Source organism: Martelella mediterranea (assembly GCF_004342225.1).
GTDB classification, from domain to species: Bacteria; Pseudomonadota; Alphaproteobacteria; order Rhizobiales; family Rhizobiaceae; genus Martelella; species Martelella mediterranea_B.
Genome location: NZ_SMAR01000023.1, coordinates 15,007 through 39,443 on the forward strand (window position 1 = coordinate 15,007; position 24,437 = coordinate 39,443).

Annotated in this window: 18 protein-coding genes and 1 pseudogene; 9 read left to right on the forward strand and 10 right to left on the reverse strand. The window is 57.7% G+C overall.

Annotated features, from left to right (window positions below):
- The first annotated feature begins 2 nt into the window (after window positions 1–2).
- From EDC90_RS13965 to EDC90_RS13985, 5 genes are all read left to right on the forward strand, one after another.
- Window positions 3–875 (forward strand): LysR family transcriptional regulator, encoded by an 873-nt coding sequence (locus tag EDC90_RS13965; RefSeq protein WP_132312691.1) that lies wholly within the window; start codon window positions 3–5, stop codon window positions 873–875.
- A gap of 292 nt (window positions 876–1,167) precedes the next feature.
- On the forward strand, window positions 1,168–2,145 hold the full coding sequence (locus EDC90_RS13970; protein ID WP_132312693.1) for a DUF1852 domain-containing protein: 978 nt from the start codon (window positions 1,168–1,170) through the stop codon (window positions 2,143–2,145).
- 29 nt (window positions 2,146–2,174) lie between these two features.
- Window positions 2,175–3,206: a methionine synthase gene (locus tag EDC90_RS13975; protein ID WP_132312695.1), complete on the forward strand. Its 1,032-nt coding sequence runs from the start codon at window positions 2,175–2,177 to the stop codon at window positions 3,204–3,206.
- A gap of 94 nt (window positions 3,207–3,300) precedes the next feature.
- Window positions 3,301–3,807, forward strand: coding sequence for a flavin reductase family protein (locus EDC90_RS13980; RefSeq protein ID WP_132312697.1), 507 nt, complete (start codon window positions 3,301–3,303; stop codon window positions 3,805–3,807).
- A 181-nt stretch (window positions 3,808–3,988) separates the two neighbouring features.
- A complete protein-coding gene (locus EDC90_RS13985; protein ID WP_245511059.1) occupies window positions 3,989–4,852 on the forward strand; it encodes a methylenetetrahydrofolate reductase in 864 nt (287 codons plus the stop codon).
- A gap of 131 nt (window positions 4,853–4,983) precedes the next feature.
- On the opposite strand, the gene EDC90_RS13990 is transcribed toward EDC90_RS13985, so the two are convergent.
- From EDC90_RS13990 to EDC90_RS14000, 3 genes are all read right to left on the reverse strand, one after another.
- Window positions 4,984–5,367 (reverse strand): GFA family protein, encoded by a 384-nt coding sequence (locus EDC90_RS13990; protein ID WP_132312701.1) that lies wholly within the window; start codon window positions 5,365–5,367, stop codon window positions 4,984–4,986.
- A gap of 59 nt (window positions 5,368–5,426) precedes the next feature.
- The gene (locus tag EDC90_RS13995) at window positions 5,427–6,308 is read right to left on the reverse strand and encodes a DMT family transporter (RefSeq protein ID WP_132312703.1); all 882 of its coding nucleotides are present in this window, start codon (window positions 6,306–6,308) and stop codon (window positions 5,427–5,429) included.
- A gap of 182 nt (window positions 6,309–6,490) precedes the next feature.
- Complete coding sequence (locus EDC90_RS14000) at window positions 6,491–7,381, reverse strand: LysR family transcriptional regulator (protein WP_132312705.1); 891 nt, start codon at window positions 7,379–7,381, stop codon at window positions 6,491–6,493.
- A gap of 84 nt (window positions 7,382–7,465) precedes the next feature.
- Between EDC90_RS14000 and EDC90_RS14005 the strand changes: the two genes are divergently transcribed.
- On the forward strand, window positions 7,466–8,392 hold the full coding sequence (locus tag EDC90_RS14005) for a DMT family transporter (RefSeq protein ID WP_207903916.1): 927 nt from the start codon (window positions 7,466–7,468) through the stop codon (window positions 8,390–8,392).
- A gap of 153 nt (window positions 8,393–8,545) precedes the next feature.
- Here EDC90_RS14005 and EDC90_RS14010 read toward each other — a convergent pair whose 3' ends face one another.
- Both EDC90_RS14010 and EDC90_RS14015 read right to left on the reverse strand, forming a co-directional pair.
- Window positions 8,546–9,439 (reverse strand): NAD(P)-dependent oxidoreductase, encoded by an 894-nt coding sequence (locus tag EDC90_RS14010; protein WP_132312709.1) that lies wholly within the window; start codon window positions 9,437–9,439, stop codon window positions 8,546–8,548.
- 132 nt (window positions 9,440–9,571) lie between these two features.
- Window positions 9,572–10,471: an AraC family transcriptional regulator gene (locus tag EDC90_RS14015; RefSeq protein WP_132312711.1), complete on the reverse strand. Its 900-nt coding sequence runs from the start codon at window positions 10,469–10,471 to the stop codon at window positions 9,572–9,574.
- Window positions 10,472–10,570: 99 nt separating this feature from the next.
- Between EDC90_RS14015 and EDC90_RS14020 the strand changes: the two genes are divergently transcribed.
- Together EDC90_RS14020 and EDC90_RS14025 are read left to right on the forward strand one after the other, a co-directional pair.
- Window positions 10,571–11,329, forward strand: a complete 759-nt coding sequence (locus EDC90_RS14020; protein ID WP_132312713.1) for an SDR family oxidoreductase — start codon at window positions 10,571–10,573, stop codon at window positions 11,327–11,329.
- A gap of 37 nt (window positions 11,330–11,366) precedes the next feature.
- Window positions 11,367–12,323 (forward strand): alpha/beta hydrolase family protein, encoded by a 957-nt coding sequence (locus EDC90_RS14025; RefSeq protein WP_132312715.1) that lies wholly within the window; start codon window positions 11,367–11,369, stop codon window positions 12,321–12,323.
- Between the two features lie 72 nt (window positions 12,324–12,395).
- On the opposite strand, the pseudogene EDC90_RS21240 reads toward EDC90_RS14025, so the two are convergent.
- Both EDC90_RS21240 and EDC90_RS14035 read right to left on the reverse strand, forming a co-directional pair.
- Window positions 12,396–12,611 (reverse strand): annotated as a pseudogene (locus EDC90_RS21240) (NAD(P)H-binding protein); the annotation flags it as partial.
- Window positions 12,612–12,783: 172 nt separating this feature from the next.
- A complete protein-coding gene (locus EDC90_RS14035) occupies window positions 12,784–13,404 on the reverse strand; it encodes a GntR family transcriptional regulator (protein WP_132312719.1) in 621 nt (206 codons plus the stop codon).
- Window positions 13,405–13,916: 512 nt separating this feature from the next.
- On the opposite strand from EDC90_RS14035, the gene EDC90_RS14040 reads away from it, so the two are divergent.
- Window positions 13,917–14,498, forward strand: a complete 582-nt coding sequence (locus tag EDC90_RS14040; RefSeq protein WP_207903917.1) for a helix-turn-helix transcriptional regulator — start codon at window positions 13,917–13,919, stop codon at window positions 14,496–14,498.
- Here EDC90_RS14040 and EDC90_RS14045 read toward each other — a convergent pair.
- From EDC90_RS14045 to EDC90_RS14055, 3 genes are all read right to left on the reverse strand, one after another.
- A complete protein-coding gene (locus EDC90_RS14045; protein WP_132312723.1) occupies window positions 14,467–14,955 on the reverse strand; it encodes an autoinducer binding domain-containing protein in 489 nt (162 codons plus the stop codon). The two genes, EDC90_RS14040 and EDC90_RS14045, sit on opposite strands and share 32 nt — an antisense overlap.
- 345 nt (window positions 14,956–15,300) lie before the next feature.
- Entirely contained in the window at window positions 15,301–18,816 is a 3,516-nt protein-coding gene (locus EDC90_RS14050) for a TonB-dependent receptor (RefSeq protein ID WP_132312725.1), read from the reverse strand.
- 199 nt (window positions 18,817–19,015) lie between these two features.
- Entirely contained in the window at window positions 19,016–24,289 is a 5,274-nt protein-coding gene (locus tag EDC90_RS14055) for a DUF7507 domain-containing protein (RefSeq protein ID WP_165972843.1), read from the reverse strand.
- Window positions 24,290–24,437: the final 148 nt, after the last annotated feature.

A 24,437-nucleotide genomic window follows, 5' to 3' on the forward strand; every position in this document is an offset into this window, starting at 1 on the left:
CAATGATCGACATCCAGCCCCTGGCCATCCTGCGCGAGATTGACCGGACGGGCAGCCTGACCCAGGCGGCCGAGCAGCTGAACCTGACGCAATCGGCCGTCAGTCATGCGATCCGCCGGTTCGAGGACCGCTACGGCGTCAAGCTGTGGGAGCGCGAGGGGCACAAGCTGCGGCTGACGCTTGCCGGTGAGTATCTCTTAAGCCTTGCGCAGCGGGTGCTGCCGCAGCTTGAGCATGGCGCCTCGGTGATCGAGGATTATGCGCGCGGGCGGCGCGGCGCGATCCGGGTGGGGATGGAGTGCCACCCCTGTCAGGACTGGCTGATGCGTGTGGTCGACCCGTTCCTGGCGGAATGGCCGGATGTCGAGCTGGACGTGACCACGGCCTTTCAGTTTGGCGGTCTCGCAGCCCTTTTGAGCCACGAGATCGACATACTCGTCACCCCCGACCCCATCGAACGCGCGGGTCTCGAATACAGGCCCGTCTTCGACTACGAACTGGTTCTGGCGGTGGCCGAGAACCATCCCCTTGCGCAAAAACAACGGATCGAGCCGGAGGATCTGGCGGGCGAAACCCTGATCACCTATCCGGTTTCGCGCGAAAGGCTCGATATCTTTACCCGCTTCCTCGTGCCCGCCCATGCCCTGCCGCGCCGTCACCGCACGGTGGAGACGACCGACCTGATGCTGAGGCTGGTAGCCTCCGGCCGCGCCGTCAGCGCCACGCCCGACTGGTTGTTGCGCGAGGCCAAGGGGGTGACGGGCGTGCGGATCGGCGAGGGGATCGCAAAATCCATCCATCTCGGCCACCGCAAGGGCGACAGGCCGGACTATCTGGATGGCTTCATGGCGCTGGCCGAGACCGTCAGGATATGAGCTGCTTCCAAGGGGCCGAAAAGCCCCGTGGTTTTGGCGAAGATCAAGTCTGATCGGTCTTACCATGACATCATGTCATGTTTTCTTGAAATAAAATCATTTTTATTCATGTTTCGGCTCGGGCATAGAGCACCTGTCGCCTGAAGCCGCGGCAGATGAGAGCCGCTTGTCGAGCCGATTGCGATGAAGATCGCGTGGCACCGAAGGCGCGATGCGTTGACTGAATAATTTGCAGCGCCGGTTGCGTCCGAATGGATAGGCGGCGCGCCAGGAAGCATGGACACCGGAGACGATGACCAAAGATTTCAATTTCACGATCAAGAGCATTCGTTTCGACGAAGACTACACGCCATCCGACGGGACGCGGATCACCACGAATTTTGCCAATCTCGCCCGCGGCGAAAGCCGTCGTGAGAACCTGCGCAACGCCTTGCGGATGATCGACAATCGCTGCAACAGCCTGGCGCAGTGGGATAATCCGGAGAGTGACCGCTACGCCGTCGAACTCGATATCATTTCGGTGGAGCTGGATATAGAAGGCAAGGGAGACAGTTTCCCGGCCATCGAAATGCTGCAAACGACGATCCTCGACCGCAAGACCGATGCGCGGCTTGAAGGCATTGTCGGCAATAATTTTTCATCTTATGTGCGTGACTATGATTTCAGCGTCGTGCTTTCCGAGCATAATAGGGAGCGGGTCGGCTTCAGTATTCCCGATGATTTCGGCGATCTACACGGCAAGCTGTTCAAGTGCTTTGTGGATTCGGATGCCTATAAGGCGCGCTTCCGCAAACTGCCGGTGATCTGCCTCAGCGTGTCGGACAGGAAGGTCTATCACCGCACGACCAACCAGCATCCTGTCCTCGGTTTTGAATATCAGCCAAACGAAACATCGCTGACCGAGCAGTATTTCCGCAAAATGGGGTTGGGCGTGCGCTATTTCATGCCGCCGGGCAGTGTCGCCCCCTTCGCCTTCTATTTCTTCGGCGATCTGCTTCTGGATTACACCGATCTCGAGCTGATTGGCACCATCGCCACGATGGAGACCTTCCAGAAGATTTACCGGCCCGAGATCTACAACGCCAATTCGGCTGCGGGCGAATGCTTTCATCCGAGCCTGAAGAATGACGATCATTCGCTGACGCGGATTGTCTATGACCGGGAAGAGCGGACGCGACTGGCAAGCGAGCAGGGCAGGTTTGCCGAGGAACATTTCATCAAGCCGTATCGCGCCATTCTCAATGAATGGTCCGCGCAATACGCGCTTTGAACACCGACACACGAACAGGATTGCCGTTCATGACAAAACTTCTCCCAACATCGACAGCCGGCAGCCTGCCCAAGCCCGGCTGGATTGCAGAACCGGAAAAGCTCTGGTCCCCATGGAAACTTGAAGGCGCGGAACTTGCCGAGGGTAAACAGGATGCACTGCGCGTGACGCTCGCCGAGCAGCAACTCGCGGGCATCGATATTGTCAGCGATGGCGAGCAGACGCGTCAGCATTTCGTCACGACCTTTATCGAACACCTCGATGGCGTCGATTTCGAAAAACGCGAGACCGTCAGGATCAGGAACCGCTATGACGCCAGCGTCCCGACCGTTGTCGGCGCCGTCTCGCGCGAAACGCCGGTTTTCGTCGAGGATGCGAAATTCCTGCGCAGCCTGACCGACGGTCCGATCAAATGGGCGCTGCCCGGCCCGATGACGATGATCGACACGCTTTATGATGCCCATTACCGGAGCCGCGAGAAGCTTGCCTGGGAGTTCGCCAAAATCCTCAATCAGGAAGCCCGCGAGCTGGAAGCCGCCGGCGTGGACATTATCCAGTTCGACGAACCCGCCTTCAACGTGTTCTTCGAGGAGGTGAATGACTGGGGCATCGCCACGCTGGAAAGGGCGGTCGAAGGGCTCAAATGCGAGACCGCCGTCCATATCTGCTATGGCTACGGCATCAAGGCCAATACCGACTGGAAGAAGACGCTGGGTTCGGAATGGCGGCAATATGAGGAAACCTTCCCCAAGCTTCAGGCCTCCAACATCGATATGGTTTCGCTGGAATGCCAGAATTCCCATGTGCCGATGGAGCTGATCGAGCTTCTGCGTGGCAAGAAGGTGATGGTCGGGGCCATCGACGTGGCGACCGACACCATCGAAACGCCGGAAGAAGTTGCCGCGACCCTGCGCAAGGCGCTTCGGTTCGTCGATGCCGACAAGCTCTATCCCTGCACCAATTGCGGCATGACGCCGCTTGCGCGCAGCGTGGCCCGCGGCAAGCTTGAGGCGCTGAGTGCGGGCGCGGCAATCGTCCGGCAAGAGCTTTCAGCCGCATAATATTGTCCGGAAACCGGCCCGCCTTGCAAGGCTGGTCCTGCAGGGCGGGCGCCGTGCCGAGAGGGCATGAGATGCTTGAACAGGAAAGACGCCGATGAATGACACCGCTATTATCGACAGGATCGATCCGCGTGATCTGCGCGATTGTTGCGGCAGGTTTGCCACCGGCGTCACGGTCATCACCACGCGTTCTGACGAGGGCGATCATGGTATGACGGCGAGCGCCTTCATGTCGGTCTCGCTCGACCCGCCGCTGATCTCGATCTCTCTCGATCGCCGGTCGAAGATGCTGGGCCGGGTTCTGGCCGCGCGCCGCTTTGCGGTGAACATCCTGACCGAAACCATGCGCACGCACGCTTTGCATTTTGCCGGACGACCGGACGAAACGCTGACAGACCTGTTCGTCGAGCATCATCATGATCTGCCGGTTCTGCGGGGGGCCGCAGCCGTGATCGTTGCCGATGTGGTCAAGCAGGTTGAGGCCGGTGACCATGTCCTTCTCATCGGCCACGTCCGGCATCTGGATCGCGATCCGACAGCACAGCCGCTTGTCTATCACGCAGGGCAGTTCGGCAGCCTTGCCGCACATTCGGAAGGTTGATTCCTGTGGCGGATAGGAAAAGACCGGAACGCTTGGGGCGGCTTCGTTTCAAAGGTTTACCGCGACTTTGACAGCTCCGGCTTTCCATCATAGCCGTTTCGTTTCATAAGGGCGATGATGGTATAGGCTGCTAATTCGCTTGCCTCTGCCGATGCTTCCCATCTTTGAAAATGAAAAGCCGATGACCGACACACGAACGCTTCCCGCTTCAATTGAAGTTCTGCCCAGCCGGTTCAAAGCGGCGGACGGCTTTCTCTTTCCTCGTGGCACGCGTGTTTACCTGACGGATATCGGCGCCCCGGAAACCGAGGCCAAGATGCTGGATGCGGCACGGGAGCTTTCAGCGCTTGGCCATCAGCCCGTGCCGCACATCGCCGCACGCCGGATCGCATCCGAGGACCTGCTTGAGCGGCGGGTTTCTGCACTGGCGAACAAAGCTGGTGTTTCCAGCATGCTTCTCATCGGCGGTGGACTGGAGCGGCCTATCGGTCCCTTCGAGAGCGTGATGGCGCTGCTTGAAACCGGCGTTTTCGAGAGAAACGGGATAACCGATCTGGCGATTGCCGGTCATCCGGAAGGCAGCCCGGATTTTTCCGATACGGTGGCCGATGCGGCGCTTCTGGAAAAACAGGCGTTTGCGGCACGTCACGGCATCAGCCTGCGGATTGTCACCCAGTTTGCCTTCGATGCGCAGGCGATTCTGGACTGGGAAACGCATATACGGGAGATCGGAGTCGATATCCCGGTTCATATGGGCGTTGCGGGACCGGCCGGGCTGCTGACACTGATCAAGTATGCGAAAATGTGCGGGATCGGCAAATCCGCATCATTGCTCGCGCATCAGCCAAAACGTCTGATGGGGCTTGGTGCCGGCTATTCACCGGACAATCTTGTTGAGCCGGTGGAGGCAGAGCAAGCAGCGGGCCGCCATAACGGCATCGCTCAAATCCACGTGTTTCCATTCGGAGGGCTGGAACGATCTGCAGCCTGGCTGACAGGGCGCGGCTCTTGGGACAAGGCAGATGATCGCCCGCCTTTGAGGTAGATCGTGAGCGCGTTGCTGACGATGCCCACATATTCTCTGACAACCCTTTCCCGACGCCGTCCGCTCCTTACTCCGCGCTGGTGCAGTTCCGGCAGGCCAGGGTGGCCACTTCCATGACATATGGTCGGGCTTCAACCGCCCTTTAAAATCTCGGCATCGTCGGGCAATGAATAATAGTCGCCCTTGTCGGCGACGAAGATGTGCTTGCCGATGCGCAACGCGGATGTGTCGTCAAGGCAGCCTGCGGCGATGCCGATGCCGGTTTCGTCATTCATCCGATAAAACAGGCTGGACCCGCATTGCGCGCAAAAGCCCCGTTTGGCCGTATCGGAGGATGCGTACCATCGCAGGCCCTCGTCATTCAGGAAGGTCAGCTTGTCGAATGGCGCGTGGGTCGATGCCCAGAGGTGACCGCTCGTTCGTCTGCACTGGCTGCAATGGCAGACGGTTACGGTGTCACGCACCGCGTCCACCTCAAAAGCGACTGCGCCGCATTCACATCGGCCTTTGATCATCTCTATTCCCTCCTTCATTCCTCAACTGTTTTCGCATGATCGGCCGCGTCTCATTGCGCTCATGCGGCTTTGGCTTTTTGCCGGAAGATCGTGAACGCGCCGCTGGCGATGATGATCGCCGCACCGACAAAGGTCGTGACATCCGGGTTTTCCCGCCAGATCAGCCAGCCGAACAGTGTCGCCCAGATAAGACCGGTATAATCCAGCGGTGCGACGATGACGGCAGGCGCCAGCCGGAAGGCCTGTGTCATCATTGTCATGCCCGCCGTTCCGAAAATGGCAATGGCCGCAAAAAGCCAGAGGTCTTCAATGCGCACCGGCACCCAGACGAACGGTACGATCAATGCGCTGATCAGCGCTGCCGTGCCTGTCAGGTATACCAGCAGCGTCCAGACACTTTCGCGCGCATCGACCCAGCGTGCGCTCAACATCAGCAGTGCGTAGACGAGAGCGGTGGCGACGGGCAGCAGCGACGCCGCCTGAAACGTTGCCCCGCCCGGGCGGATGACCACGAGAACGCCGAGGAAACCGAAGAAAACGGCCAGCCAGCGCCGTATATGGACCCTCTCGCCCAAAAACAGCGCCGAAATGACGGTAATGAAGACTGGCGCCACGAAAATCAGCGCGGTCGCCTCGGCAAGGCCGAGATATATGAAACTGGTGAAAAACAGCATTGTTGCCGCCACCCAGAGCACCCCGCGCAGCAGGTGCGCCAAAGGCCGGTGCGTCTTCAGCGCCGGTCGTCCACCCATGATGAGGGCAATAAGCACAGTAAAGGGCAGGGCGATCACGTTGCGAAGAAACAGGATCTGAAGCGGCGAATAATGCGCTGTCAGGGCCTTTGCCACGGCATCGTTGGCGCTCAGACAGGCCACGCCGACGCACATCAGGACAATACCAGCGGTATGGTTTCCCTGTGTTTGCCACGGTGCAGCCTGCATTTTTCTCTCCCCTTAAGAATGATGGCTCATCTACGAACGGCCACACTGCCCGGTCCGGCGCGCAAGAGGCAAGTGCAGGGCAGCGGCCAGCGGTTCGCCCTTGCCACATTTCCGAGGCCTTCGGTCCGGACGGATATGATGGGCCGGTCGCCGGTTTTATGCCGAACACGAATAACGGCTATTCAGACAAGTTCGGCTCTCAGCCATGCGGCCAGCCGCTCGACCGAGGCATGGTTGGAGCGGCGGGAACCGCGAAAGACCGATAGTTCGCCCGGTCTTTCGATGGACAGGTTGCAGACAGGCCGTAATTTGCCCTCGTCGATCATACCGCTGACGGTTCGTTTCCAGCCGAGCGCGACACCCTGGCCGGAAACGGCTGCCTGCAGCACGAGGGGATAGCTGTCGAAGGCGGTCATTCTCAAACTGGCCGGACGGGCAAGACCGGCAGCTGCAAACCAGTCCGGCCAATCGAACCAGTCCTGCGGCGTTACCCGATGGAACAGCAGCGGCAGATGCGCAACTGCCTCCGGTGGCAGCGGGTCGGGACTATCCAGAAACGACGGCGCGCAGACGGGAAAGATTTCGTCCGGGGCCGTGAACAGCAGCCGCGCCGCGCCGCAAGCCCGGCCGGTGGTCTGAATGGCAATGTCAAAGGGTTCTAATGCCTCTGTCAACGGATCCAGCGCACTGACAAGCTGCAGCTGGATCTCGGGATGTGCGGCGTGAAACTCCGCCAGCCGCGGCATCAGCCAGTAGAAGGCTTCACAAAGCTGACAGCGCAGCACAACAGTATCCGGATCGCGACTGCCTCTGATGGACGCAATCTCCGTCCGGATCGACGTGAGCGCCTCTGCGACGACCCGGCCAAGGCGGCGTCCCTCATCGGTCAGAAATACCGCACGGTTACGGCGTTCGAACAGGCGCACGCCCAGTTCCGCTTCGAGCTGCGCGATCTGACGGCTGATGGCGGTCTGCGTGAGGCCCAGTTCGTCTGCGGCGCGGGTGAAGCTTTCGAGGCGGGCGGCGGCTTCGAAGGGGCGCAACCGGGCCAGTTGCAGCTCATCGCTTTGCATGCGTTCTGGTTATGTATTTTTGAAGACTTCTCATTTTTCATCGCTTTCCTGGTGTGGTTCCATGCGTATATGGTACCCATAATCGTGAACATACGGCAAGCGCGCCTGGCAGGCATCCTTGCCATCAGCGGCGCGGTTTTTCTGTTGTCGCTCTCCGATGCGCTGGTCAAGCTGTTCAGCGACGCGGTTTCGCTGGGGCAGGTTCTCGTGCTGCGTTCTGCCGTTGCGGCCGTCATTCTCGCCATCGTTTTCCGGCTGACCGGGGGGCGAGGCGGCCGCTTCTTTTCGGCAAATCCATGGGTCTGGACGCGCAGCTTCAGCCTGGCCTTGATGTGGGGGAGCTACTACGCAGCCCTGCCATTCATCTCCTTTTCGCTCGCGGCGGCCTGCTATTATACGTCGCCGATATGGATGACGGTTCTGTCGGCCATCTTGTGCAAGGCGTATATCGGCAGGCGTGGTGTGCTGGCCATTGCTCTTGGGTTTGCCGGCGTGCTGGTGCTTCTCAGGCCCGGGCCGGAGGCGTTGTCGCCGGTGATGGCACTGCCGCTTATGGCAGGCTTTTTTTACGCGCTTGCAGCCGTCATCACCTATGGCCGATGCCGGGATGTGTCGCCATTGTCAATGGCGATAAATCTCAACGTCGTGCTTGCGGCCGCCGGATCGGCTTATGTGGCAGCTCTTGTTCTTTCCGGCGCGGGAGACGATGCGGTGTTCCTGCTGGCGGTCTGGCCGCCACTCGAGTGGCCGGAGTGGCAACTCCTGACGGGCCTCGGCGTCCTTCTGGCCGTGATCACCGCAGCGGTGGCGCTTGCCTATCAACTGGCGCCTGCGCCGGTCATCGGACTGTTCGACAACGGATATCTTGTGTTCGCGCTGGTTTGGGGCCTTCTGCTTTTCGGCGATCGTCCGGGGATGCCTGATCTGGCCGGTATCGCCCTGATTGGTGGCGGAGCTTTTCTTGCATCGCTCGCACCGGTTGGCGCGGGGAAGGGTCCGAAACGGGAATAGACATGTCGTGGGAAAGCTGGCGTGCCTATCCGTTGGCCTGTGCGGAGCTGACCGCTATAGCCAGGCCGGGCGTCATGCTGGTGATTGGACAGTCATTCGCGAAGGGGCGGTTGGGCTGTTTGCCGCTTTGATGGCCGCGATGCGACAGGCGGATCAAGGACGGGCGCGGTCAGCGCGGGCCTCAAATGCCCGGATCACGGAGATCATGTCGTCCTCGGGCGTTCCAAGCGCTTCCGCTTCCGCGTAAAGCGCCACGCAGGCCTCCATCAGCGGAAAGGCGGTTCCAGCCGCCCGCGCGGCATCGGCCACCAGCTTGCTGTTCTTCAAAACGTCGGAAATGCCGGCCTGTCGGGTGAAGTCGCGATGGCAGAGCTTTTCGATCTTGATCTTCGAAACATCGCTGGCCATCGGTCCGGCGTTCAGGATTTCGGCGAAACGCTCCATGTCGAGGCCGTGTCGCGCTGCGAAATGCCCAGCTTCTGCCAGCCCCGTGACCATTGTGATCAGGAAGGTATTGACCGCGAGTTTCATCTGAAGTGCGGCTGGCACCGGCCCACAATCGAAGACCTGTTTGCAGACCGGAGCGAGAAGATCGTGCAAGGGGGCGAGGTCTTCCGGCGCCCCTGCAAGCATCCCGACAAGCTGTCCGGCCTCGGCCGGTTTGCGCGACCCGGATACCGGCGCTTCAACATAGCGGCCTCCGGCGGCGGCAATCTCTTCCGAAAGTTTTCGGGAATAGTCTGCCGAGACAGTGCCCATCGAGACAATGCAATGCCCGCCGACCCGCTTGGCAAAGCGGTCTGTGCCGCGTCCGAGAACGGCATCCGTGGCGCGCTCGTTTTCGAGCATCAGGAGCACCGTTTCGCATCGGGTAAAAAGGTCGTCCGCCGTCGGCGCGACGTCAGCACCGGCCTCAGCCAGCGGCGCGCAGCGTTCCGGCGTCCGGTTCCAGACGACAACCCGCTGGCCAGCATAAACAAGGTTCAGCGCCATAGGTGTTCCCATGGTGCCCAGGCCAATGAAGCCCGTCGGTTGCTGTTGCGTCATGAGCGCATCTCCCTCTTGCCTGAATGCAGCTTAATGGCAGACCTCTGTTCAGAAAAACGAAATTTATTGAAATGCGGATCGCGAAAATCGGGCAGGTTTATCGTCCGCACAATAGATTGCCTGACGGTCGCATCAATTGGGCGCATCGCCGCGTGAATACGCGCCGGGTGACATGCCTGAATAGCGGCTGAAGGCTGTGGCGAAGGCGCTGACCGAACCATAGCCCACCCGCGCAGCGATCTCTGCTGTCGCGACCTTCTTCCGCAAAAGCTCCTTTGCCAGCGCCATGCGCCAGCCCGTGACATAATCCATCGGCGTGACGCCGATCTCGCGCCGAAAACGGGCATAGAATGTGGAGCGCGACATTGCGGCTTCCCTTGCCAGACTTTCGACACTGATACCACCGGCCGGATTCTCATGGATGCGCCTCAGCGTCGGGGCAAGCTGCGGATCGGCCACGCCGCGCAGAAGGCCCGGCGTGGCATCGGCGCCGCCTGTTGAGCGCAGCGCCTCGATGAACAGAACCTCCAGAAGATGCGCCAGCACGATCTCGCGCGCGGTCCGTCTGGCGCCGGTTTCCTCGTTGATCATTTGCACCAGCAGCATCAGCCGTTTTGCGCCGCGCACATGAATGAGGTCCGGCAGCAGCGAGACGAGGAGCGCCTTGTCGTTCGAACCGAAGGCGCAATGGCCGACCATTGCCCGGATTTCGACAGGCGTTGCGGGATCGCCGAGCCTGAAGACGCCGGGGCTGGTTTCCAGCCGCCGGGCCAGCGCGCCGCGTGGCGGCGGCTGAAGGCTGCTCATGGTGAAGGAGTAGGCCTCCGGAATGAGGATAAAGTCACCGGCCTTAAGCAGTATGGGCTTCCTGCCCGCGATTGTCAGAAGGCACTCGCCCTCGACGACTGCGCAATAGAACGGACTGCCAAGCTCGGTGCGCTCCACCAGCCACGGCCCACCGCCCGTCACCTGCTTGGCGATGGAGGGCTTTGGTTTCAGCAGTGAAACGACTTCTGCGACCGGATCGATCATGGTTTCGGACTTTCGATAAATAATTACGGATATATAATTATAGAATGTCCGAGATCGCAAGTTCATATTGGTGCAAGTTCACCAACAGGAGATATGAACATGCCCAGGATGCTTGTAACCGGCGCCTCTTCCGGATTTGGCCTCGCCATCGCCCGGACCTTTCTTGCCAAGGGCTGGGACGTGGTGGCGACCATGCGCGATCCGAACAGCAACCCATTGCCCGCTTCCGACAGGCTCACGGTGCTGCCCCTCGACGTCACAGACGAAAAAAGCATCGAGAGCGCCGTTGCCGCGGCCGGGCCGCTCGACGCCCTTGTCAACAATGCGGGCGTCGGCATGCTGAACGTGCTTGAGGGCGCGGACATGGAGAAGGTGCGCGAATTGTTCGAGACCAATGTTCTCGGCGCAATGGCGATGACCAGGGTGGTCCTGCCGGACATGCGGATTCGAGAGGCGGGCGTTATCGTCAATGTCAGCTCCAGCGTGACCCTGAAGCCGCTTCCGGCCCTGTCGGTCTATAGCGCCAGCAAGGCGGCGCTGAATGCCTTTACCGAAAGTCTTGCCCTTGAGGCGGGTCTCTTCGGCGTGCGTGCGCGTCTGGTTTTGCCGGGCTCCGCACCTGCCACAGGCTTCGGCAAGAACGCCGTCGCGCGTATGGGGATGGAGATCCCCGCGCCCTATACCGCCTTCGTTCACGACTATCTGGCCACGCTTCGCTCCGGCACCCTGTTCACGACGCCGGAAGATGTCGCCGAGGCCGTCTGGCAGGCCGTGACGGATGACAACGCGCCGATGATGATCCCCGCTGGCGCAGATGCGTGGGCTTTGTTCGACGAACAAGATCACGCCACCGCTTGATGCCATTTTTCACACCTTCATTTCAGGAGTTTGATCCATGAATAATCTGATCGATCTGGCGCGGCACATCCCCGCGCCTGAGGCGGCGCTGACCGTCGCTTACACGCCGATCCGCCTCGCAATGGCGGGCCGCCAGCCACTGGAATTGCGGCTGACGATGCCCGCAAGCGGAGACAATCTTCCCATCGTGCTTTTGTCCCATGGCTTCGGCCCATCGAACTATATTCCTTCCAAGGATGGCTATGCGCATCTCGCCCAGTTCTGGGCGGAACGCGGCTTTGCGGTGATCCAGCCGACCCATGCCAGCTCCCGCGTCGGCGGCCTGCCCGCGGAAAGAAAAGGCGCGCCGTTCTTCTGGCGCGAGCGGGTGGAAGAGCTTAACGCTATTCTCGACCGTCCGGACGAAATCGAGCAACAGGCAGGCGGCGTTACCGGAAGGCTGGACAGAAAACGCATTGCGGCGGTCGGCCATTCCTTTGGCGGGCACACGGTTTCACTGCTGCTGGGCGCGACATTGCATGGTGAGGATTTCTCCGAACCGCGCATTTCGGCCGGCATTCTGCTGGCAGCACCCGGGCGCGGCGGTGACGATCTGACAGAGGAAAACGCGGCGCGGTTCCCGTTTTTCGATCTCGACTTCTCGACGATTTCGGCACCAAATCTCGTCGTTTGCGGCGATGAGGACAATCCGCACTTCACCCCGCGCGGCCCGGAATGGCACGCCGATGCCTTTCATAATGCAACGGCAACGGATCGCGATCTGCTGACACTCCACGGCGTCGGTCACGGCCTTGGCGGCATTGCCGGACTGGACGCGAAGGAGACGGAAACCGAGGCGCCCGATGTGCTTGAAGCGCTGAAACGCTTGTCTCTTGCGTGGCTTAAGACGGCCCTTGGCGCCGATCCAGAGGCCTGGGCGAAGAGCCGCGCAGCGCTTCAACAGTCCGCACCCTCGCTTGGAGAGGTGATCACCCGGCAGGCCGGAACGCGATAAGGGCCTCTATCCGCAGCCGCACTCCAGACGATTTCGGCTCCGCCTGGCGCGGAGCCGTCATGTCGAAATTGGGTCGGTCAGGGCGCGAACGAACTGGGTTCCCGGCTTGTTGGTGAGGATGGTCGGGCGGACGATGGTCCAGTCAAGGCCGCTTGCCCGGACAATGTCTTTCTGCCGGTTCTTGTCGGCATAGATCTTGCGCAGGAGGATCGGGAAAATGCCCTTATCCAGCTTATCCGCTGAGCCGAAATTTAAGCACATAATCCACATTATGGAACTAAAACACATCCGTGACGCTTAGCCACGCGCATCGCTGATAACCTGCGGTCTCAGATATATGTCAGATAGCGAGGAGAAAGCTGCCTGCCTGGTGATCGTCAAACGCAAGACTGGGGCTGGTGAAACATGACTTGCACGCCAGCCGCCAGCGCCATCAAAACTGTGACAGGCAGTAATCGCCTCAGACCATTTTCCGTTTAATTTCGGTCTCAATCTCATAAATCAGGTAGCTGATCAATTGCTGGTACCGCTCAACTGCGGCATTGTCGAATTCGGACATGAGAACAACGATATCGCCGAAACCACGCATCAGTTTTTCCATGTAATCCGGATTCTCAAAGATCAGTGCATTGATCAGGCAAAGCCGGTCAACGAGCATATAGACGACTTCGTACTCGTTTCGCGTCAGTATAGACTGGCTTACGTTCTGGAAGAACTCGCGGCAAGCCACAAGACCCAGCGATGAAAGGTCTTCCGGAATGGGCAGCGCCCTCAGCGTCAGGCTCCTGGTCGTGATATAGCGCTCCATGGCACTGCTGTAGATCGCCGCAATTGCACGATAAATCGTAGCCGCTTCACGTGGCTCCAGCGAGGCCACATAGCATTCCGAGCGGCGGCTTTGCGACAGAACCCCCCGCGATTTCAGGCGGATCAGCGCCTCTCGAACCGGCACAACACTGCAGGAAAGCTCGCGCGCCATCATATTGGGATTGAGTGGCGTACCGGCACGATAGCGCCCGGTGAGAATACTGTCTCGAATGTAGTCGTAAGCTTTGTCTGCGCAGGTCTTGTCAGAGCCCATGGCCTGTCCTTCTTCATGCCTTGTGTAACATCGGCATCCGGTTCACTCCGGATGCGCACTTTGCGACGATTGCTGTTTCGAAAACGGGTTTGCCCGCCCGCACTTTCATAGCCTCGGCGGGCACGGTTAGCCGGAGGCGAACGGAGGGTGATTTCAAAAAAACGGAGTTGAACGGAAGCATGGGACCAGCTGCTTCTAATCCAGGCCAGCAGGCAGCCATGCCGCGTCTTGTACCACCGCCTCTGTTTGAGGATATTCAGAGGTTGAAAAAACAGACCGCAGGCCGTTTGGCGAGTATAGCCAAGGCGAAAAACACGCTGCCGAAGCGATAGGCTTTTTGCAGCATAGCAACACGATGCTGAGCATTTTGATACCTTCTGGCCTTTTCTGATTATTACGACTAACATTTCTAATCATAGCAAGGAATTGCGTGGTTATATATAGCCTATTTATCGCTTATTGAAAAGCCGTTCAAAGCGGGTTAATTACGTTTTCTCGGAAGGATTGGCAATTTGGCTGAAAAACTCAAAAATGCACGACAGAAAGCGAGGCTGACCCAGGCGCAGCTCGCTGAGCGGCTCGGCGTTTCGCAGGCCACCGTGGCAAACTGGGAAAGCGGCAGTGGTAAAAGGCCTTCAAAAAAACGCTCCAAACAACTTTCGATACTGCTTGGCGTACCGGAGGAGGAAATCCTCGCGCCCGATGGCGAAGTATCCGACTTTGATGCGTTTCGCACCCACTCTGAGAAAGAGCTGAACGCGATCTTGAACAGCATTCATGCGCTACGCAGTATGATCTACAGCTACGAGCCCGAATCCGAAAAAGAGACGTCCGACAAATTCGCGAATTTGCCCGATGCGCGCCCCTATTCGCGAAGTCTGATCAATACAATACTATCTGCGTCCACGACTGAATTCGGCGTGCCTCAGCATATGATCAATGTGATCACCACAGCGCTGAACATGCACGATATGATCGTCAATGAAATCGAGACTGAAAGCCGACATACGCATCCTGATATCCATTATGTGAGGCAGTTTATCGAGAAGTATGAGATTGATTTCACAGGTGATCCGAGAATCGTTGAAGAGTAAGCCGCCCGAGGTTCAGCAGCGTTTCACGCACATGCTGCTCAAGATAGGCAAACTCTGCAGCGCTGACATAAACCTCATTTTCCCGGAACACGCTGAGGTATAACGTCAGTGCATTCGAGAACATCAGCTTCATCGAAAAGCCGCTCATAACGCCATGTTCGCGTTGCTGGTGCAGGTATCGTTTATGCCGGGTGCGGTCGAAGTGCTCCCAGGCGATAAGACGTAAATTGGGCAGCCGTTCCAGATGGACAGGATCGGATTGCTCCAGATGCTTTCGGGCATAACGCAATTGCCAGGCCTCGGGATAACCGGAAACAATAAAGGGTCTGCTCCAAAGCCGCACCGGCGTTGTCAGCGCTGCCCCGCAATAGCCAAGCTCAGACAGATTGAGAACCGACATCGTCAGGATATCGGATGCCGGAGCAGTTTCGCAGCGATAGAGTTGTTCAGCGCACATTGATCAGTTCCGAAGCAATTCAGATGCGACGCATGGCAAGTCCTCGAAACGGTTCCGAATGATGCGCAACAGACGTCACAAACTGTTAAATTCTTGACCAATATTACCTGAATTGACGAGGGCGACAGGTCTGCAATAATAGAAATATATAACCTATATATTCTCTTTTAAGACAGATAATATCAGCAGTCGTGCAATCTTAACGTTTGGAAATGTGTCATAAACATGACAGCTGTTCACACAATCCGAAGATAAGACTATGATACCGGTACCATTTTGGATTGCATTGAAGAGTGTGATGAATTCGCAATAGATCCCCGGCGCTTTCGCGCCGGGGACTGGTCTCTAGATCTTGCCAACGATGTTGATGAACCAGCCGCGATTGTTGAAAGTCTGATCGCGAAGATCATCACTGAAGTCTGCAAAGTTGTATCCGAGGCCGACTTTGACATTCTCGCCGAAGTGGCGGTAAAGCGCAGTCAAAGCACCAAGATCGGTCGTATTCGACGACTGGGAGTAAAGCGCCCTGCCTTCTGCAAGGAAGTCCCAGTTGTTGACCACGTGGAAATCCGCCCGCAGGATTGCCAGGTGCTGGTTCGAGTTTTCCCAGTCGGAGTAGAAGTCTCCGTAGACGGGATCTGAGAGCCGCTGACGGCTTTCACCGATGCGGAAACCGTATTTCGCGCCAAGCGTCAGCTGCTTTGTCAGGTCATAGGACAAATCGGCGTTCAGGATATGGGCACGCTGCGCCGGTCCGTCCCGGTCGCCATAAACCGCCGCATTGCTGATCGTCGGCATATCATAAAGGAAGGTATACCGGAAAAGCGCGTTAAAGCGATCATTGTCGATGGGGCGATAAGCATAACCGACGGTCGCCTCGACATAATCGGCGAACGAACTCGTAGCGTTTTCACCGACATTGTTCCAGACCGCATCGAGACTGGTCAAAAGACGCCAGTTTTCATTGGTCTTGTAGTTGAGGAAGCCGCTCGTCAGATAACTGTCGACATTGCGCTTGCCATCCGAAGAGCTCTGAAAGCGTGTTTCTCCTTTCAGGCGGGCACTCAGTCCCTGCTCTTCGTCGTCGTAGTCAAATGCCAGCGAGAATGCATCACGATTGAAATCGGGATTTTTCAGGCCGGTGGTCTCATCGATGGTATTGTCGTTGACCAGACCGCCCTGATACTGCGCGTCAACGGTTACAACGGTATCCGGCGCAAACTTGATACCATAGCCTCTTGTCGTACTTAAACGGTCTCCATAGAAGTCATAATTGTTTTCAGCATAAACGCTCCACATGTCATCGACGCGTTTTTCGGCCCCGACAACGACAGTACCGAGATCGGTTCCGTAGAGATCGTAACTGCGCGACCAGTCCGAGGAGCGATTGGGATCGACAACATAGTTCACATAGTAGCGGTCATCATTGTTTGGCCGGTAGGATATTCCGGCCAGCCCACCGATACCCGATGTGCCGTAGGAGACTTCACCATTGACGGCAACGCGCTCCGTCAGCTGATAGCTGGTCCCCACACCAAGACGGTCATTGCGGTCAATATTGCCTTCGCGATAGGCGGTCGCCTGACCGAAGGCATAGATCGTGCTGATGTCGTCATCAAGCGTGCGGGTCAGCCTCAGGCCACCATCAAGGCGTTGCCCGTCGGCCCCGTAGTCGCCGGCATTGGTCTCGGAAGGATCGCGCTGCAACGTGTAGCCCAGCCCGTAAGACAGCGCCCAGTCAGCATTGATCTGCTGCTTCAGCGTCAGGTCACCCTGCTGCTTCTGGCGTCCGGCAACCACGCTGTTGGACTCCTTATTGAAGTAGCTGTCGCGGTCGTAATAGTCGTAGGAGAGCGACAGATCGAGATAATCAGTGACTGCAAGCTCACTGATGCTGGCGCCCCATTTGGTTTCGGGGGCGTCGAGATCATCCGTCAGCGAGGTAAAGCCCGCATCCTTGTGCTCGAAATATCCCTTCAGCAAACCTTCGGCCGCTTCATTGAAATCCGAAAGGTCCGCCTGTCCGGCCAGTCGCCAGCCAAGCGCACCCTTGTCGATGCTGCGCGTGTTCATCTCGCTGAAGGTCAGACCGCCGTCTGTGGAAATCGACTGGCCCGAAGCCGGTCCGTCGGTGTTGGCAATCTCTCCGTCGATATAGGTTCTGTCGGTGTATCGAAGCCGCACATCACCGCCATAGGCAGAGCTTGAGACATCGCCAGTGCTGTCAGAAGACCCTGTGACCCCGACGCGTACGTGATCGCCCAGCCATTGTTCAGCGCGTCCACCATAAACATAGCCGTCAACATCTTCAGTCGCAGGATCATAGTCATACTGAACGACGAGGTAGACGTCATTGCCACCAACAGCGCCATCGCTTACCGCACTGGAGGAGCCTGTTCTGGAGTTCAGCGGGTCGTTTAGCAGAACCCGGCCATCAATGTAATCGATGGTATAATCCTGACCGTAAATCAGGGTCTTGGTGTCACGCACAACGCCGGTATCACCATCCCGGATTTCGACCGTCAGTGTTTCGGAATTGGCAACCAGGTCATCATGGTTCAGGAAGTAGACCGAACCCCCGGTTCCAAGGAACTGGTCGGTGGCCGTCAGCGTATCAGGCTGGGCACCGTAAACCTGCACTTTGGTTTGCGGAACGCCGAAAGATGTCGATTTGTCAGGCTGATACACCGCCTGCGCACCGTAAAGGGCGCGGTCGCTGCGCTGCAATTCAGTCCCGTCGATCTTGACCTTGTAGTCCCCCCACATCACTTGGCTGTTGTTATGTTGCAGGCGAACGAAGAATTTACCGCGCGTGGGTGCATCCTCCACAGCCGTGGAATCGTCACCGTAGACGGGGTAGTAGTCGTTCGGATCGAGGTTCTTCAAAGCATCTCGGGCATTTTTCTCGCCCAGATCCGAGAAAATATCCTTCAGGTCCCCCTCCCCGGTATCCACCGAGCTGGTCAGAAGGTATTTGCCCTTGATTTTACCCTTCAGGTAATAGGTCAGCCGCCCCTTGGTGTAGACCTCGTCATATTCGCCGGGCCTGACATCCTCGATATCGTCCGAACCGGTGTTCTGGCCGATCGTCAGATCGGCCATCCCGACATAGAACCACTCGCTTTGAGGGATATCGACATCCCGGGAAAACTGAAGCGCCTCCTTGCCTTGCGGGTCGAGAACCTTGACGCCCACATCCCGGTCACCGGCGGGCAGAATGCGCTGCATCACGAAGCGTCCGTCTTCAATCGGTACATTGTCATTAAATGCCTCGACGGAGTAACCATCGGGAACATTACTGCCGTAAATCGTCACCTTGCCGCCATTGATCGCGATATTGCGGGTCTTCGTATAGTCACGCGACAGATCGAGCTCGCCCTGCATCTGGTTGCGGGCCTCTGCCAGGCGCTTGCGATTTTCCGCAGACGAGGCATCGGCTCCGACGAGCAGCCCGTTGTCGTTTGACAAAAAGATCCGGCGCGGCCCGGTTTCGTCATAAAGGCCGTTCTTGCCGTAAACACGCAGAACATAGGTCAGCTCTTTGTCAGCCTCCGGCAAAGGCGGCAGTTGCCAGACTGTACCGCCATTCAGCCGGACCGGAATCGTCGTTACCGGCATTGTGTCCGGTGTTACCGGCTTGTCGTCGGCAAAAATCCGGACTTCTGCTTTCGAAATGAAAGCCGGATAGTTCGAGCTGGTCACAAACTCGACATTCTCACCCATCCGGTAGAGACGATCACTATTGATCATCTCCACATTCAGCACCGGTTTGGCATCGAGGCCGTCATATTTGACCTCGATATCCACATTGGCCGCCTGGTTCTGGCTTCTTGCCGGCCTGCGTGACGATTTTGTCAGCACCTCTTCCTGCCCCGTGTGACGAGCGGTTGCCCGTCAACGGAGATGGAAAAGGGCAGAATATCATCCTCCGCGAATGCAACACCTGCATCGGACCAGGAGACCGCTGCCGCACAAAATCCGAACAGGAGCAGTGATTTTCTCAGAGTGGTGTGTGCGGTCCTGAGGACCGCGGCGTTTGAAAATTTCATGATGCTTCCCCTTATTCGGAAATTTCGATGCGCATGGAGATGTCCGGCTTGCCGGGGAGCCTCCGCGCTTTCCAAAGACCTTCAATCTGCTGCGCAACGGCCTTCAGGCGCTGATCCGCAAGGGGATCCGAACCCTGAATGAGGTAGTTGAGACGCAGACGGGATTGATGGCTGGCGAGGATTGAAACGAGCTGATCGAGGCCGCTTTGCCAGTCGTCTTTCAGAACGATTGTGTCGGGCACGAAAGCGGCTGCGGCCAGATCGACATCCACCATGTGACCGGCGGAAGCACCGAAGTTGAGCTTGACTGTCTTACCGGCAGTCAGACGAACAACACGCGGGTTTTCCGAGGTGACCCGATAGCCGGACGGAAGCGTCCGCTCATCGAGCTTCATGATGAAGTTGGAGCCGATGTTCTTGTCCGGCAGGTCCGCACAGGCAACGTGGAAACGGCCATACTCATCTGTTGTGACCAGCAGGCCATAAGCCGTGGCAACACGCACACCGGGAAGCCCCGTTTCACCGTCATCGGCATAGCCGTCGCCGTTGGCGTCATCGAACACCCGCCCGATGATGTCACCACAATCGAAGACGGGATCGACCTTGATCGTGATGCTGGCTGTCGCCTTGGGTGAAAGCGGCCGGTTGAAGTGATCGATTGCTGTGGCCTCGTTTTCATACTTTCCGGGAGAAAGCGTGCTGAGTGCCGTCATGTTCAGCCTGACATAGGCCTTGCCACCCGGTTCCACCGTTATGTTTTCAAAGCGAACATTGCGGCCGGAAACGACAGGCTTCACCTTCTCGCCGTTGACAGATCCACTGCCCTCATCGAAGCGGAAGCCGCCCGGCATTTTATCGACGATCGCAAGATCGGTGATGCGGTCCTGCGTATTATTGATGACCGTGATCACGAACGGTGCCTTTTCACCGCGGCGGATCTGCGAAACCAGACTTTCCTTGATCAGCGTGATATCGCTTGGCGTGGCCATCGGCAGGACGGTCGTTGCAGAACCCGGTTTGGCGGGGATATCCTGCGTGCCGGCCTTACCGGTCGCCGTTGCCGTGTTGACGATGCCCTGATCAAGCCCTGCGGCCTTGTCGAGGTCGCTTTTCGTCAGCACATAGCGGGTTTTGAAGGTAACCGCTTCTCCGGGGCCAAGATCGGTAACCTTCGGCTCAAAGTCGGTAAGCGTACCGGTCCCGCGTGTCTTGTCGGGCAGCACGATGCCCTCATCCTGCGGCGAAACGCCCTTGATGTTCTGGCCACCATCATTGGTCACCGTGATGGCGTATTCGATGACGTCATCGGTGCTGGCAAAGCCATCATTGTTGACGTCGACAAAGGTTCCTTTCTTCTCGACAACAAGAGTGGATGGCTTAGCCCAGGTAACCTCGGCAGAAACCGGATCACCCCGGACTTCCTCCTTGTTCGCCGTCTGCCCGACAGGCGTTGCCTCGGTCTTCGAGCGTCCGGCCTGAACATCGTCCGCCGTCAGCGCATAGCTGTCCTTAACCTCATAGTCCTCGCCCGGTGCCAGGGTCTTGATAGAAACGTCCCGTGCCTCAGCACCTGCACGCTTTTCTTCAAGCGTGACGTTGTAGAGCGTGACCGTCCCGGTGTTGGTGATCAGCGTTGAAACGGCGATCTTCTCACCTTCATCACCAAGCTCATTGCGGTTTTCGTCTTCAAGATTTGCCTTGCGCGTTGCATTGATTGCAGGCTTGGCATTGGCATCGGCCACGCGGACTTCATCGCCATCTTCCGGCGGTTTCTCATCCGGCCGCGGCGGTTTTCCGCTCACGGTTGCCGTGTTTTTCATGCCACCGGCGTCAACGTCTTCCTGCACGACCGTGTAAGTCGCCTTGAAGACTATACTTTCACCCGCCCTGATCGTTTGCGGTGTGCTCGGCTCAAGTGCCAGCGACTTGGTTTTGCCGTTGTCGAGAACAACCGTGTCCTTGGGCAGGACGTCCGTCAGTGTGACGTTACCGCGGTTCCAGACGGTGATGGTGTAGTCGATTGTCTCACCGACATCATAGGCGTCGTTGCCGTTGGTATCGTTCAGCGATCCTTTCTTTTCGATCTCGATGGCCGGAAATGCTGCGAATTCTGTCCTCGCTTCATCCGACGCTTTAACCGGCGCGCCGCTGGGGCTTTTGGCATTTGCTGTTGCTGTGTTGACCAGTGCGCCGCTGTCGATATCGGAGGCTTTCAGCGTGTAGCTGGTCTTGAAGGTGACCTCTTCACGCGGCAAAAGCGTGCCGTTGAAGTTGCCGACGGGCGAAAGCGTCAGGCCCGGAATGGCATCTTCAGCACGGATACTGCTTAAGGTGACATTGCCTTCATTGCTGACGACAACGTCATAGTCGATGACATCGCCCGGTGAGAAACGACCGTCGCTTTTGCGTGGATGCGCGGTTTTCGTAAGCGCCATTTTGGCAACGGATTCAATCTTGGTTTCGACTTCGGCAGGAACGCTGACCGTCTTGCCGCCGGAGCTGACAGCAGAAACCGTGACCTTGTTGATCAGTTTACCCTGATCGATCTCGGATTGTTTCGGCGTATAAAGCCCCGTATAAAACGCCTGCTGTGCTGGCTTGAGCTGCGTCAGATTAGGGTCTGACGGCACAAGGTCCACACCATCGAGAGCCTCTTCGATCCTGATATTGCTGAGGGTCCGGTTTCCCTTGTTGGTGACCTTGACCGTGTAGCGGATCTTGTCTCCGAGCTTGAAATTCGACTGACTGGCAGGCGCCAAGAACTCGGCGGTTTTGACAGCACCGATATCGCTGTTATCAGCGAAGGTTACAGTTGCTTCATCCTTGTTCTGAACCGGCGTTCCGGCTTTGGTGCGGGCATGAACAGTGGCCACGTTCTTCAGTTTGCCGGCGTCGATTTCCGACTGTTTGATGGTGTGCTTGCCAGTGAAGACAGCCTGTCCCTGCGGCTCCACCTGCCTGTTGCCATTGCCTGAAACGGAACCGGCATCCAGAAGCGGATCCTCAACAGTGAAGTCTGTCAGGGAAACGTTGCCTGTGTTGGTTGCCGTAATCGTGTAGGCAATCGTATCACCGGCATCGATGAAGCCATTGCCGTTGGCATCAACCGGAGTTGCAGCCTCTTTCGTAACCGTCAGGCCCGGCTTTTCCGGAAGGCCCGCCTTGTTGCTGTCCTGTTTTTCGATGGTCGAGCCACCGCCGGCACCAGCGCCGGGCGGCGTGGTTGCTGTCACCTTGACGGTGTTGGTGAAGGAGCCTGTGTCAATTTCGGCCTGTTGCGGTGTGTATTGTCCGGTGAACACCACCTGTTCGCCGGGCTCGAGCTTTGCGCTTGAACCGCTTTTAACCTGCAAAGGGGCATCAAGATGGGGGTCTTCCGGCCGGATATTCGTCAGTGTGACGTTACCCGTATTGGTGACCTTGACCGTGTAGGAGAGCTTGCCGGTAAAGGCATCGCCGCCGCCCGAAGAGGTTTTCTCAACGGACATATCGGCGTTACGCGAAAGATTGAGGCTTCGCCGATCATCGTCTTGAACCGTCGCGCCATTTCTCGCCGTACCGACGGCTTTCAGGGTGTTTTCGATAGCCCCGCGGTTGATGTCTTCCTGCGTCAGGACATAGCTGCCTGAGACTGTCCTTTCCCCGTTTCTGGCAAGAGAAAAAGACGAGGGGTCAACGGTTAAAGGCTTCAGCGTGTTGGCAATATCGACCTTGGTAAAGTCGAGCGTACCCTTGTTTGAAACCTTTGCCTCGATCCGAACCTTGTCTTTGGCTTTGGGAAGAGCGGAGGAATTCTCGAGCCGTGGTGTGCTTTGCTCAACCTGAATTTCCGGCTTTCGCAGATCCGCCGTGTCACTGTCCTGCTTCTCGATGGTCGAGCCGCCGCCTGTGCCGGCTCCCGGCGGTGTGTTTGCCGTGACCTTGACAGTGTTGGTGAAGCTGCCCGCATCGATCTCAGCGGGTTTCGGCGTGTATTTTCCGGTAAAAACCACCTTCTGGCCGGGTAAAAGCTTGTCTTTGGAACCGCTTTGAACCTGCAATGGTGCATCGAGATGCGGGTCGGCCGGGCGGATATTTGTCAGTGTGACGTTACCGGTATTGGTCACCTCAACCTTGTAGGAAAGCGTGCCTGTAAAGGCATCACCATCACCCGACGATGTCTTACTGACAGACATATCGGCATTGCGCGGAATCTGGATCGTCTGCGGATCTGAAACGTTTGGCGAGGAAGTCCCGTTGGACGCCGTACCCTTGGCGCTGACCGTGTTGTCAACGGAACCCCGGTCGATATCATCCTGTGTAATGGAGTAACGGCCCGATACAGACGTCAATTTTGACTTTGCGAGGGCAAAATTGTTGGGGCTCAGCGTGACGGACCTGATGGAGTCAGACGCTTCGACGCGGCTGAAATCGAGACGGCCCGTATTCGTGATATCGGCTTTAATGCTGATCTCATCGCCGGGCTTTGCATCGCGGCCGGTATTGACCAGAGATGACTTCTGCTTGACCGTGAGTTCGGGATGGCAGATGCCAAGCGTACCCGTAAAGTGGGCCTGAAGACCGACATGCTCGGCCTGCGATTTGATCTGAACGACAATTTCGTTCAGCCCGGACTGAAAGCCGGACGACAGAGCACCGGCTTCCTGGTTCCCGGGTTTGTAACTGTTTGCCCAGTAATAGTCGTCACTGGGATCGGTGTACATAGAAGGACGTGCATAATCAGGGGTGATATGCTGGGAACGAACACCTTGCGGGGTTTTGTTGACCCAGACCTGATAAATGCCGTCATCGGCATAAAAATCCATATCGAGGCGGATGGAGTTCAGATCGACCTGCGGATCGAGCTTGAACTGATAGCGGAAGAACAGATCCCGATAGGTCGTGCGCTTATTGCTCTCATTCGGTGGACCTTGATGCCCCGTATTGCTCAGCGAAATCCAGCTGGCATTCCGTTTTGACGTCCACTGATTGGAAGGGGAATCCACCACCGTTGCCGGCCGGTACGAAAGCGCTGGTGGAAGCCGCCCTTCATAATATGCCGGCTGAAGCGTCGATACTTCCCAATTCCGGTCCTGCCCGGTTGTCAAGTTTCCGCCCGTCGAGGGATTAAAACCCGTATTGAAAAGGTTGGCGTCAGTTGAGCATGAAATCGTCGGGATGGACTGGGCATGCGCCTGATGCGCGGGCATCATGGCCATCATGACGAAGGCCGCTATGACCATCGCGATAAACAGCAACGGGCCGGCAATGTCCGATATGGACGGTGCCAGCCACGAAGACGACATTCTGGACGCGTTCCGCTTTCGCGGGACCGGCCCTTGCTTGCTTGCCCTGAAGCTCAGAGCCTGAGTATATCTCATAGGTAACAATCCCCTTTTCGATCCACGAGGACGCACGAACCCGCTCGCTTGCCCGTGTGAGCAACCGCTGATT